The 12319-nt window shown below is 54.7% G+C and carries 12 protein-coding genes and 1 pseudogene; 1 reads left to right on the forward strand and 12 read right to left on the reverse strand.

The window, feature by feature from the left end; all coding sequences use genetic code 11:
• The first annotated feature begins 318 nt into the window (after positions 1–318).
• Positions 319–1698, forward strand: a complete 1380-nt coding sequence (locus Fuma_RS05925; RefSeq protein WP_158520865.1) for a carbohydrate porin — start codon at positions 319–321, stop codon at positions 1696–1698.
• Between the two features lie 309 nt (positions 1699–2007).
• Here the strand turns inward: Fuma_RS05925 and Fuma_RS34780 are convergent, their stop codons facing one another.
• The 12 genes and pseudogenes from Fuma_RS34780 to Fuma_RS36765 all read right to left on the reverse strand — a co-directional run bounded on the left by Fuma_RS34780 (position 2008) and on the right by Fuma_RS36765 (position 12319).
• Complete coding sequence (locus tag Fuma_RS34780) at positions 2008–2148, reverse strand: hypothetical protein (protein WP_179954432.1); 141 nt, start codon at positions 2146–2148, stop codon at positions 2008–2010.
• Between the two features lie 46 nt (positions 2149–2194).
• Positions 2195–2446, reverse strand: a complete 252-nt coding sequence (locus Fuma_RS36145; RefSeq protein WP_229360859.1) for a hypothetical protein — start codon at positions 2444–2446, stop codon at positions 2195–2197.
• Positions 2438–2596, reverse strand: a pseudogene (locus Fuma_RS36760) (IS3 family transposase); the annotation flags it as partial. The gene Fuma_RS36145 and the pseudogene Fuma_RS36760, both read right to left, overlap by 9 nt.
• 129 nt (positions 2597–2725) lie before the next feature.
• Positions 2726–2959, reverse strand: a complete 234-nt coding sequence (locus tag Fuma_RS05935; RefSeq protein ID WP_145944004.1) for a hypothetical protein — start codon at positions 2957–2959, stop codon at positions 2726–2728.
• A 53-nt stretch (positions 2960–3012) separates the two neighbouring features.
• Entirely contained in the window at positions 3013–4734 is a 1722-nt protein-coding gene (gene tnpC, locus Fuma_RS05940; RefSeq protein ID WP_077028133.1) for an IS66 family transposase, read from the reverse strand.
• Between the two features lie 201 nt (positions 4735–4935).
• Positions 4936–5304: an IS66 family insertion sequence element accessory protein TnpB gene (gene tnpB / locus Fuma_RS05945; RefSeq protein ID WP_077023295.1), complete on the reverse strand. Its 369-nt coding sequence runs from the start codon at positions 5302–5304 to the stop codon at positions 4936–4938.
• Entirely contained in the window at positions 5304–5699 is a 396-nt protein-coding gene (locus Fuma_RS05950; protein WP_077023296.1) for a hypothetical protein, read from the reverse strand. The genes tnpB and Fuma_RS05950 overlap by 1 nt, the downstream gene beginning before the upstream one ends.
• A 54-nt stretch (positions 5700–5753) precedes the next feature.
• Positions 5754–5945, reverse strand: a complete 192-nt coding sequence (locus Fuma_RS05955) for a DDE-type integrase/transposase/recombinase (protein ID WP_077023326.1) — start codon at positions 5943–5945, stop codon at positions 5754–5756.
• 495 nt (positions 5946–6440) lie between these two features.
• On the reverse strand, positions 6441–8801 hold the full coding sequence (locus Fuma_RS05965) for an arylsulfatase (protein WP_083731840.1): 2361 nt from the start codon (positions 8799–8801) through the stop codon (positions 6441–6443).
• Between the two features lie 671 nt (positions 8802–9472).
• Positions 9473–10834, reverse strand: a complete 1362-nt coding sequence (locus tag Fuma_RS05980; RefSeq protein ID WP_077028136.1) for a metal-dependent hydrolase family protein — start codon at positions 10832–10834, stop codon at positions 9473–9475.
• A 174-nt stretch (positions 10835–11008) separates the two neighbouring features.
• Positions 11009–11494 carry a DUF1269 domain-containing protein gene (locus tag Fuma_RS05985; protein WP_077023330.1) on the reverse strand — a complete coding sequence of 162 codons (486 nt, stop codon included), beginning with the start codon at positions 11492–11494 and terminating at the stop codon, positions 11009–11011.
• A gap of 84 nt (positions 11495–11578) precedes the next feature.
• Positions 11579–12319, reverse strand: a complete 741-nt coding sequence (locus Fuma_RS36765) for a SpoIIAA family protein (protein WP_077023331.1) — start codon at positions 12317–12319, stop codon at positions 11579–11581.

Consider the following 12319-nt stretch of genomic DNA (forward strand, 5'->3'; position numbering starts at 1 on the left):
TTTAACTTAGTCATGATCTGGCATGGGCTGTGCGTTTGCAACCTCCCGCACCCGAATGATTGGGGGGATTCTCCTGTATTGATTGGGTTCGGGCTCATGGAAACGCTGCTCTGCCGCAGAGTAACTGGGCTCCAGTTGGGTGATTTACCGCAACAACCGCCCCAATCCCTACAAGCCTGCCAACACCAAAAATTGGCGAGTCGCAAGGAAGGAATTGTCGAGAAACAACTCTTGCAGGGCGCCAATCACGCTTTCAATCGAGTCTGTCCTACTCAACTATCTGCAACACCAAAGCTCCAATCTCGCAGGAGACCTAGAATGAGACTCGCCGCTTTCCTTTGCCTTCTTACTTTTCTACAGGTTCCAATGTGCCCGCGTGCGGTGGCACAAGAAAAGATCTCGCTCGCCGAAAAAGAACCTGCATTAGTTCAGTTCGCAATGAGAAACCGTAAGTTCTATGGTGATCCGTTGACGAATCACGGTAGCCTCGGCGAACGCAGCTATTTGACGGACAACTGGGGAGGGCTTAGAGATGACCTTGTTGATAACGGAATCTACAGTTACTTCGGAGTGACGCAGCATTTCGGGGGAAATATTTCCGGTGGTAATGACACTAAAACTCGAGCAAATGGCTCAGCGGACTACATGCTCTGGCTGGATACCGGAAAAGCGGGGCTTTGGTCTGGTGGAGGCGTTTTTCTTAAAGGAGAAACCACCTACGCGACGAGCTACAACGACGATGTTGGCTCCTTGGTTCCGCAAAACTTTGACTCGACAATTCCAAATCCAGACCAGGCGGAGAGTGCTTTTTCCGAGTTCTACCTCGTGCAGGCCCTTGGTGAGAAAACCGTAATGGCTATCGGAAAGGGAGATCTTGGGAACTGGGCAGACCAGAACCTGTTTGCAAACAACACTCGAACTCAATTCCTATCGACCGGACTGACCAACAACCCGCAATTGGGTGCGATCGCACCGTACACGACGTGGCATACATGGATAGCGCACCATGTGACAGACGAATTTACCTTGATCTACACGATCAATACTCAGGACTCTTCAGCGACTCGAACAGATCTTGATACCGTTTTCAATGGCAACATGGTGAACTCCCTTCAGTTTCAATGGTCGCCAAAGCTGTTTGGGCTACCGGGGTTCTATACTGGACTTGCGGGTTACTCGTCAGGAGAGCAGCCTGATTTTCGTATCGACCCACGCCATGCTCTCGACGAATTATTAGGCAACGTTCCGATTCAACTTACCGATGGCAATCATGGTTTTGTATTTTCAGGCAGCCAGTACCTCAAAACGTGGGGCAGCGGACATCAAAAAGGGTGTTCGCAAAAGCCGTCCCGCCCTCTCGGTGTGGGCCTGTTCTTCAGGTATGGATATGCTCCTCAGGACAGAAATGTGATCACTCAGTTCGCCAGTGCGGGTCTTGGAGGATACGGTGGGCCAATGGGGCGAATCCATGATAACTGGGGGGTCGGATGGGCCGGTTCATATATCTCGCCCGATGTTCGAGAGGCCATCTCGCTTGTCGAACAGGTGGCTCCGTGGGAACATTCCATTGAAGCATTCTACAATTTTCGCGTGACTCCATTTGCACACCTGTCGTTTCATGTTCAAGTTGCAGATCAGGCGATCGCAGATCTTGCGACATCAACGGCGTTGGTTTCGCGATTGCAGATCGATTTTTAGTCAAGTCTGATATTTTGAATGCCCAGCTCTGGCGGAATCCGCGAGCAAACATTCATACGACCAAGCAATGTGAACATCCACTCCGCAAATGTCTTCACTGCAATTGCTTATGGCTAGTGTCAACGCATCTTAAAACGATGCCGACAGACCGGTATACTCGCGCAAGGTGCCTCGCTTTCGGCACGCCTCAATCGCAGGGTCTCGTTTCCCAGGGGCATTCTGACAATCATGTGACTAACAACTTCCATGGTTTCCTTTCCTCGCGTCGCGGATGTCCGTCGTGGATCGCGGAGTGATCCACGACAAAAGTTACTCGATCGTGTTCTTGAACACCTTTCCGCCTTTCATGATCAACGCGAGATTCTTTTTTGGCTCGGTCAGCACTTCGATGTCCTCCAGCGGGTTGCCATCGATCAGCAAGATGTTGGCATAAGCACCTTCTTCAATCACTCCTGGCTTTGCCGGATATGCGCTCGGGGCAAGTGGGCCTCCTGCATCAACTGCCGGTTACAGCTTCGCCAATCAGTTGACCAGCCTGTTTCAGTTTTTCCGAACGCTTCGCGAGATCTTCATTTAGTGCGTCGCGGCGGTCCAGCTTTCCTTTGCGCTCAGCACTGGCCGTTTTAATCTGATCCTCGATCGCGCCGATCTTGGCCTCCGTTTCCGCTTTCATGTCGGAAAGCTTCTTGGTCGCCTTATCCAAACCAGAGACACAGTATTCCAAGCTCCAGAAGAGCCGTTCTGCCACCGCGTTGTCGTAGCAGTTACCGGTCCTCGACATCGAATATGTAATACCAAGAGTCCGCAACGTTGTCTGGTATGACTCGCTGCCACGATCGCTGTGATGCAACAGCTTCGAGCTGTCAGGTTGCTGTTTCTCAATGGCATCTCGAAGAGCCGACTGCACCTGGTCGTGTCTTTGCGGTAAGCGTGCAAATCTCGATTTTTGTCGCTGGGGCTGTGAGCGGGGCTGGGGAAGCCGGTCAGGTGGCCGTCGCAACGCAGCCACTGGCAGCCGCGGACCGGTTCAAAGGGTATCCAGCATGCCATCGTCGTATCTTTCCGCGGCTTCCAATCGACCGCAGAGGTCCAGGAGCTGGACCTGTGTTGCACCGCTCTTCATGCGGTTGATGGATCGGCTCACGTCTCCAATCAGGTGCTCCAGATCGAAACGGTCCATCGGGACGATCTCAATGTCACGACTTGCCTCGCAGGCCTTCAGGGCCTTTTCAATCCGTTCGAACGGATATCCATATCGCATGAGGAGTGAGCGTTCGTCCGGAGTCAGCTGAAGACCAATTGTCTCTCGCGCCATCAGCGAAAAGCACCTTTGCTACCGATCAGGGGGCGATGACAAGCTGACTTCGATGCCGTGTGCGACTCAGCGTCGGAAACGGATTCAACGTTGTCGAGATAATTCCAGGGCATCCAGCGATCAGGAGACCTCGTGACGTCCGCCGCATTGATCTGGAGCTGATTCAGATAGTCGAACGCATTGGCTCCACTCAACTCGCACGTGTAAATCAGACTCATGTACATGTCGCCGACGCGGGCGCCGTTGCGGGTTTTGTAGAACATGGAATTCTTACGATGCAGAATGGCTTTCTTCAACGCACGTTCGCAGAGATTGTTGTCCAGCGGAGCCCCGGCTTTGCGGAGAAATAACGTCAGCGGCTGCCAGCGTTTGAGCAGATAGTTAATCGCTTCGCCAAGGGCGGAATTCGCTTCGACAAGTTTATCGTCGAGCTGACGCTGCAACCACGCATGCAGATCGTCCATGGTCGGTTTGCTCTGTGACTGGTGCAGGGCCAGGCGTGCTTCAGCAGACATCTTTGCGTCACGCGCAACTTTATCGTTGTGGTAGATCACCTTGAAGGCCTCGATCACGTGTCGACATTCTTCGGGAAACCGATCGTGAAGATCCACGAAGTTGCGACGGCCGTGCGCCAGACAGTTCGCGAGGATCGTGTCGAGTTCTTTGGGCAGATTCCGCGCGAGTCCGTCACACATCTGCACGGGCGCTTCAAGCTGAGCGGCTCGATGCTGCAAAACGTTCGACAGATTTTCGCCGGCATGCCGATGGCCACTGAAGAACAGCGCGATGCGCACGCCTGCCAGCGTGGCGACAACGCCTGACGTAAACAGCCCGGTGCGGCTGGGATTGCGATCGTCGTCTACCGGTGGCGGTGCTTTTCGGGCACGCTGGCCCATCATTTCCAGGATTCGGACGGTCGTATCATCGTTATACAACACTTCGCCCTGCGCGGCCTGGCGGATGAGTTCGTTGTAAGTCGGAGCGATCAGTGAGGCGGCGGCGTGAATGATGTCCCACTGAGTCGAGGCTGCCAGAGGAACTTCGCAACTCCACTGCAGCCCCTGAAGGCGGTTGAACGGCAGCCCGCTTCCATACTTCAGCAGCCCGATCATGCTGGCCACCGTATGGTCGTACTTATCGTCGCCAACGCCGTCGGGGACCGGTGCCGTGAAGAGCTTTCCGCAAAGGTGGCAGCGTAGCTTCTGCATGCGATAGACGGTCGCGTGCAGCGGTGCCCGACCAACAAAGCGAACCAGCACACCGGGCGGCTTTTCGTAAAGTGTCCCCTGACCACAGTCGGGACAGGCGTTGCCGGCCGAGTGTTCCGGATGCCTAACGTCGATTTGATCGGCACCTGGATAATCGTCGGCACTGTACCTGCCATGTCCAGGCGGAGGCTCTGAAGAATCGTCGTTCTGATTGCTCTGAGAATCGGTTGCTGCACCATCCGCGGCGTCACCAGCAGACACACTGGGAACCTCTTCGGCATCACCAAGGACGTTCGTCGATTTCTCACTCGTCGCACCAAACATCATTTTGCGAAGACGAGCGATCGTGGTGTTCTTATTGCCCACGATTTCAAAGAAGCCTCGGTACGATGCAAAGATGTTCCGCATCAACTCCATGTCGTCGTCACACAGCGTATTGGACGCCGCACGCTGAAGCAGTTCCTCAAACCGTTGTTCTGTCACTTCGATAATGTCCGGTGCTTTGCGAGTCATGATTCGGTCGGCTTTCCCTGCCACACGTTCGATCCATCGAACGCGAATAGAACAGGGATTTGCATCTGGAATCAAGAGCAGTTTTGCACTCGACCTGAATGGCGCAGATTTTTGCAGAGCGACAACGGAATGTTTTCGAGCGACAGCTCGATTAGCCTGCCGGCCGTCACGCACGAGCGTCGGCTCGCGGGCCGCCCCGCATCAGTGGCGTGGTCCGACCGAACGCCAGTCCGGCGCTGCCGCCGCTCGATCCGGATTGCCGGCTGAGAACAGAACCGACAACTGATGAGCGGCCAGAGCCCTGGCACTGCTGTTCTCGTCCGGCGCGGATGGCCACCAGTGGAATCGTCCCTCAGAGAGACGTTTGTGACAAAGCCAGAAACCCTGACCGTCATACACCAGCACTTTGATCGCGGTGCGGCGGCGATTGCGAAAGACGAACACCGTCCCTGCGAACGGATCCTGCCCAAGAGCGTCTTTGCAGAGCCGCGCCAGTCCGTCAATTCCCCTGCGAAAATCAGCTGGCTCGACAGCAACCAGGATCTTCATCTGTGGCGTGATCTGCAGCATCACTCACCGCTCCAGAAGCTGCGGCCAAGAGCAACAAGGTCTGGCACTTCACAGCCCCGCAGATGCACACGGAGACTGGCACCCGAGCCGTCTGCGAATTCGACGACACATTCCGTCGAAGCGGTCGGCGATGGAGGCGGAAGTTCGATGAATGCCGGAGCCACCGAATCGGATTCGACGTCCTTCGCAGCAACCCGTTTCTTCAGCGAATGATAGTCCAGCTTCAACGCTGAGGACGTGCGACTGAGGCCGTGAGTTTCGACCAGCTTCACAGCCAGCGACCAGAGCTTAACCGGGATCCGAGCCCCAACCTTCCGTGTCCGTCGCCACGCCTCAAAGCGGTCTCGCCCGCGTGCCAGAGCCTTCGAAATGTCGCCACGCTTTCGTCCAACCATGGTTGTCCTCCCCAAAAAGGAAACCAACCACGGTACCGAGCCCCGGAAATTGCTTCAGGCAGGCTTGCCGGAAGGACACACCTGGTCGGTGGCCAACGAATCGCTCACGGCCCAGTCCACCACCTTGCGGCTGAACAGATCAACAACAGATGCCAGATAGCCCCAACCGGCCGTTGTCGCCACGTACGTGATATCGGTCACCCACTTCTGCTTCGGAGCCGTCGCGGTGAACTCGCGATCCAGCACATTGTCGGCCGGTCGCTTCGACCGTTCAGCGCACGATGGAAACGGTGGGGATGATGTTGCTCAACTGCGAGCGGACGGTTGTACAATTGGGCCGGAAGAGCCTTGGAACTGGCATGTTGATGCCGCTGGGAAGCTGTCGCTTATATTGGTTTAGCTGTTTGGATGCGACAGGAGTGAGGCAACAGGGGCCTCATGGGGAACATGCAGAAGGTCGCACGCCTTGGGTGGCAAATCAGCTCGGGAAAAGTGGAGTCGGCGTGCAAGAGTGTGGTGGCATGCCGCTTAAAAGACCCGGCATGCACTGGCACGCCTACGGTACCACAGCCCTCTGCCAACTCCGCGCCCTCTGCAAAAGCAACCTCTGACCCCACAACCGGAAAACCACCAGCACCTGACTACCTACTTTTTAGATGCACACACCATCCACAGACACAAGGTTCTCATCATCGTGTCTTCCTTGTCATGTGGTCGTGATTTGTGAAAAAACTTGAACCGTCACTTTGACTCCAAGTAACGGATTTCCGTCGTTTGAATTTTGCCGTCGAATGCAAACGGCGCTCGGTCGTAGTAGTCCAGAGATACGGGCGAATCTTGGTCACGGCCGATGTCGAAAGTCGCGTTGCCAGTGAAATGCAGCGATAGGCCTCGGGGAACGCGCCCCTTAGCCACTTCTTTTCCGTCGACAAGCAGTGAGATATCAATCGGGCCGCCAATCTTTTTGACCAGTTTCGAGACGACTTCGATTCGGTGTTTTCCCGCTGAAATCGGCGTCTTGGAACGTACCTTGGTGCGTTCGATCTCAAATAGATTGAACTCATAACACAGCTTTCCGTCATCCATATAGCACGTCAAGCCACCGGAGAATCCTGCCAATGCGTATAGCACGCCGCATGCCCCTGCAGGCACATTGACGTCCATCGCAACTTTACTGCTCACCTTGCCCAGTTTGGGTGCGGCTGACTCAGGTGTGCCAGAGACAGGACCATAGAACGACCACTGTGTGTACGGCGTCGCAGGCGCGTCTTCCGGATGATAAAGGACGGATGACCAGAGCCCACCACCAATGGGCAGGTTCTTATTCTTGGCTGACTCCGTTAGGAACAATGCCTTCATCTCCGCTAGCTTCTTAGGGTTGACCTTCGCTAGGTCGTTCGACTGGCTCCAGTCTTCTTCGATGTTAAACAGCTCCCATTTGTCGGTCAACGGCGACCACTCTCGAATCCCCGGCGGAATGCCGCCCACCCAGGGTTCGCGCGGGCCACGCGCAGATGCGAACCACCCATCGTGATAGACGCCGCGGCTTGCCATGATGTCAAAGAACTGGGTGTGCCGTCTTCCCTCCGCATTCGGATCATTTAGTGAGTAAGCCATGCTGAGGCCATCAATTGGATCTTGCGTGAAACCGTTGACGACTTGAGGGAGCGAGATATCCAGCAAATCGTAGATAGTTGGTGCGATATCGACAACGTGATGAAATTGGGAACGTGCGACTTTGTCGGTTTTCAACCTGGCGGGCCAGGAGACGGCCATCGGCTGCCGCGTGCCCCCAAAGTAGGCCCCCTGCAATTTGGTGCCTCGATACGGCGTACTCCCCGCCCAGGCCCAGCCAGCATGATACATGTTGTCCGTCTTGGGGCCGCCGAGTGCATCCAATCCGCCCAATTCTTCGAGTGCATCCAAGTGCTGAGAGATCTTGGTCTGAATCCCGTTCTGGGTCAGTTGCTCGCTGATCGTGCCGTAGAGCCCTTCCGCAGAAGAGCCGTTGTCGCCCCAAATGTACAGAACCAGCGTGTTATCCAGCCGCTCTTGTCGCTCGAGTTCATCAATGATCCGCCCCACCTGTGCGTCGGCGTGTTCGGTGAAGCCAGCAAAGATCTCCATTAACCGACGCTGGAAAGGCTTTTCGTCTTCTGGGATTGATTCCCACGAAGCCATCGATTCCATCCGTGGCGTTAACTGTGTGCCTTCTGGTATCCAACCGAGTTTTTTCTGGTTCGCAAAGACCCGCTCTCGGTAAGTGTCCCAGCCATCATCAAACTTTCCATTGTACTTGTCAGCCCATTCTTTTGACACTTGATGTGGACCATGCGATGCACCAGGTGCCCAGTACATGAAAAACGGCTTGTCAGGCGCGTAGGTTTTCTGGTCTCGAAGCCAAGTGATCGCATCGTCGGCGAGATCTTCGGACAAGTGATAATGATCGTTTCCGCCACTGGTCTCTGGGCGTTCGACGTAGTTGGTGTTCCGAACCATTGTAGGTTCGTACTGAGAGGCTTCCCCCGCCAAAAAACCATAGAAGTATTCAAAGCCGTAACCCGTCGGCCAGTACTCGAATGGTCCCTTATTCGTGACCTGCACTTCGGGCGTGTTGTGCCATTTACCGAAAGCCGAGGTATTGTATCCATAGGCTTTCAGCACTTCCGCCATCGTTGCCGACGTCTTCGGAATCACGCCACTGAACCCATCGAAATCGTTGGCGACCGCAGCAATCTGACCATTGCCGACGCGCGTATGGTTGCGACCGGTCAACAGTGCGGCGCGAGTCGGCGAGCACATGGCCGTGGAGTGAAAGCGGTTGTAAGAAACACCCGAGCGGGCAATCCGACTGAGCGTTGGTGTGTTGATTTCCCCACCGTACGTTGACGGGGTTCCGGCCCCGACGTCGTCAATGAGGACGATCAGAATGTTCGGTGCGTCAGGTGACACGTATTTCGGTTCAACACGTTTGTTATACGTTGAACTCTCGATCGTCACGCCTGCCTGCGATCCCGAAGGAGCTGGCGGAAACGGCAAGATGTCCTGGGCGTAAGAGCTCGAAGAAGTCACAATCAATACGGCAAAGAGAATTCGGTTCATTGCTGTTTGATCCTTAAAATTACAGGTTGAAATGGAGATCGGGATATCAACCGGAACTTGATGCGAATGTAGCTCGTCACCTACTTCAAGTCAACGTGCACCGAATCGATTGCAGGGCTCTTGAATTATTGATGGCACGGGCGAACCTATGATAACTGGGGTCGGATGGGCCGGTTCATATATCTCACCCGATGCTCGAGAGGCAGTCTCACTTGTCGAAAAGGTGGCCCCGTGGGAGCATTCCGTTGAAGCATTCTACAATTTTCGTGTGACTCCATCTGCGCACCTATCGTTTCATGCTCAAGTCGCCGATCTTGCGACATCAACGGCGTCGGTTTCGCAATTGCAGATCGATTTTTAGTCACGTTTGATATTTTGAATGCCCAGCTCTGGCGGACTCCGCGAGCAAACATTCATACGACCAAGCAGTGTGAACATTCACTCCGCAAATGTCTTCACTGCAATTGCTTATGGCTAGTGTCAACGCATCTTGAAACGATGCCGACAGACCGGCATACTCGCGCAAGGTGCCTCGCTTTCGGTACGCCTGGATCGCAGCGTCTCGTTTGCCAGGGGACGTTCTGACAATCATGTGACTAACAACTTCCATGGTTTCCTTTCCTCGCGTCGCGGATGTCCGTTGTGGATCGCGGAGTGATCCACGACAAAAGTTACTCGATCGCGTTCTTGAACACCTTTCCGCCTTTCATGATCAACGCGAGATTCTTTTTTGGCTCGGTCAGCACTTCGATGTCCTCCAGCGGGTTGCCGTCGATCAGCAGGATGTCGGCGTAAGCCCCTTCTTCAATCACTCCTAGCTTTGCCGGATACGGATTGCGTTTCCCGCACAGGGCCAGCAATTCGCCAGCTCGTCCGGTCGCCTGTTGCAGGATCTCGGCGTTGCTGAACCATTTTGTTCGGTGAGTGAATTCGTGGTTCATGCCACGCACTTGCTCGGGCGAAGAAATGATGTCGGTTCCGAAGACGATCTTCTTGATACCGATCTTCTTTGCGGCACGGAACATCGTATCGAGCCCGTTGAACGCTCTATCCATTTTCGCCTTGCGATCCGCATCAAAACCGGGCGGATAGTAACTGTAAATGGATACCTGCGGAGAAAGCCACACATCTTTCTCTTTCATCAATCGCAGCGTCTCTTCGTCGATGAGATTCGCGTGCTCGATAGATTTCACTCCGGCATGGATGGCCCGTTGGATCGCCTTGGGATTGTAAGCGTGAGTCAGCACGTAGGTGCCGTAATCTTCCGCCGTCTGCACGGCCGCTTTGATTTCGTCAGCCGTGAATTCCTGCACGTAAAGCGGATCGTGCGAAGAAGTGACTCCGCCGCTGACCGCCAGTTTAATTTGCGATGCGCCGCGCCGAAGGTTTTCGCGAACGGCTTTCATAACTTCCGTTCGGCCGTCGGCGGTCACCGCCATTCCGTATCGCTCAAACGTGCTCTTGCCGCCACCAATTAGCTGACTCTTGTCGGCATCCGAACGAAAGTCCGAGTGTCCCGATGTTTGGCTGATCATTGGTCCCGAGGGATAGATTCGAGGACCGTCGACGAGCCCGCGATCAATCGCCGCCTTGAGCGAGAACGAGTTTCCCGAAGCGTCGCGGACCGACGTGAACCCGTTCATCAACATTGTTTCGGCCGTCGGGATCGAACGGTACGCAAATGCGAACTCATCGCTGAACAGGCCTTCCATCTGAGTCACCTGCAACATGATGTGCGTGTGGCAGTCGATGAATCCAGGCGTCAGAACTCGCCCGCCCGCGTCGATCACATTGGCGTTTTCAGGGGAATCCAATGAAGCGCCGATCGCTTTGATCTTGTCGCCTTCGATCAGCACGGACATCGGTGCCGACAGCGAGTCTGCGTTGCCGTCAAAGATGCGAGCGTTGTTGATCAATACCGAAGCGGGAGCCGCCTTTTGGCTGGCCGAGTCCGTCGTTTGCGCTTGCAGGGAAGCGGAGGCCAGCAGCAAAACGGAAAAAAAGAATGCCGGGAACGAAGGTAGTTGTTTCATTTTCATTTTCATGGTCTGGAAGCGTGATTCTGGAATCGCCAAGTCGTTTGTCCTGGATGTTGTTTAATTGTCAGGGAGACTGCCCGTGCCGGCCCCCCCCCCACGGATCAGAGGATTTCTTCGTCGTTTTACGCACGCCGGGCAGCCAGCGTCACGATGATGTTCCGGGTTCGCTTAGTGCTGGAACGCTGATTTAAGCTTTTGTTCCGCTTCGACCGACAGGTTGGTCGCGAGAACTTCAACATTCATCGACGAAAACGCTTCGGTCACACGGTCCTCAACGGCATCGGTGGACATCAGAAACAGAGCCGAGGTCCCTTCGGTCACTTTACCCTTCACGTCATTGATAAACCGATCATCGATCCCAAAGTCAGTGAACGCGCCGCCAATCGCGCCAGCGGCGGCTCCGATTAAGGCACCCATGATCGGCATGAAAAATATCATCCCGAACAACAGTCCCCAAAACGTACCATCAAGCGCACCAATCGTGGTCATGTCCAACGCCTGCTTGGTTTTGGGTTTTTTCGCGCCCTGCGGCCACGAAACGGTCGCCGCATCGACGACTTTAATTAACGATTGCTTCTGCAACTCTTCAAGTTTTTCCAGTGCCTGCGTGGCTCCGTCTGAGTCGTCAAATTTCAATACAGTGAGTGTCGCCATGTTTTAGGATTCCTATTTCAAGTGAGAGTAAGAACTTCTGTTTGTGATTGAGTTTGAATTTGTGCGTCCGAGCGACGCGATGCTTTAGGTGGCCTGCTCTGCTTCGGCCAGCCAGTCCATGGCGGTCGCTTTGTCGGCGTGATCGAAGTGCTTCAGTTCCGCGGCGACGAAGTGATCGGCTAGCGACGGCAGGTGACTCAAGACGCTGTCGTCGGTGACCAACGCGACTCGCTTGATGTCGTGGTGATGGTTCTTAATAAATCGGAAATGCGAAAACATCGACGATAGGTTCGCCCAACCGGGAAACGACTTCGCTTCGACCATCAACCCGCCAAGAGGTCCGCCGCTTTCAATGATCGGATCGACTTCCTGAGCCACCTGTTCAAAATCACTGGACGTGAGCGGATCGGATGGCTGAAGCACAAGAATCCGCTTGGACTCAATCCACTGGTGGCTGAGCGGAATATGGTCCTGCTCCATCCACGCTCGAGCCGCATCGACTTCGCTGGCGTCAAAGTACTTGATTTTGGCCATCGTGAAGGGACGGCAAACAAGCGTCATCCACTTTTCCCATTGCGATTCGCCGACGATCGCCAGTCGTTCGATGTCGCGAAAGTGTCGAAAGCCAAACTTGGTGTCTTCCCAAACCGCCGCCATGTCCCAGCCATGGAAATCGTGCATCACCACCAGCATCCGCACCTTGCCACGCTCCTTGATCTGCTCTTCCGCCAAAGGGACAAATTCATCGTATGCCTCCTTGGTCAACTTGCCGGTCAAACGGACTTCGATGTACTTGTCGGATTCCACTTCTTCGATGTGAAACAT

This window comes from Fuerstiella marisgermanici (genome assembly GCF_001983935.1).
GTDB lineage: Bacteria > Planctomycetota > Planctomycetia > Planctomycetales > Planctomycetaceae > Fuerstiella > Fuerstiella marisgermanici.

What these genes read in the sequence shown, in the direction of transcription:
- Fuma_RS05985 (WP_077023330.1), bottom strand. Translation starts at nt 11,494, where the DNA reads ATGGCGACACTCACTGTATTGAAATTTGACGACTCAGACGGAGCCACG.
- Fuma_RS05965 (WP_083731840.1), bottom strand. Translation starts at nt 8,801, where the DNA reads ATGAACCGAATTCTCTTTGCCGTATTGATTGTGACTTCTTCGAGCTCT.
- Fuma_RS05950 (WP_077023296.1), bottom strand. Translation starts at nt 5,699, where the DNA reads ATGGTTGGACGAAAGCGTGGCGACATTTCGAAGGCTCTGGCACGCGGG.
- Fuma_RS36765 (WP_077023331.1), bottom strand. Translation starts at nt 12,319, where the DNA reads ATGTTTCACATCGAAGAAGTGGAATCCGACAAGTACATCGAAGTCCGT.
- Fuma_RS05980 (WP_077028136.1), bottom strand. Translation starts at nt 10,834, where the DNA reads ATGAAACAACTACCTTCGTTCCCGGCATTCTTTTTTTCCGTTTTGCTG.
- Fuma_RS05935 (WP_145944004.1), bottom strand. Translation starts at nt 2,959, where the DNA reads ATGCGATATGGATATCCGTTCGAACGGATTGAAAAGGCCCTGAAGGCC.
- tnpC (WP_077028133.1), bottom strand. Translation starts at nt 4,734, where the DNA reads ATGACTCGCAAAGCACCGGACATTATCGAAGTGACAGAACAACGGTTT.
- Fuma_RS05925 (WP_158520865.1), top strand. Translation starts at nt 319, where the DNA reads ATGAGACTCGCCGCTTTCCTTTGCCTTCTTACTTTTCTACAGGTTCCA.
- tnpB (WP_077023295.1), bottom strand. Translation starts at nt 5,304, where the DNA reads ATGCTGCAGATCACGCCACAGATGAAGATCCTGGTTGCTGTCGAGCCA.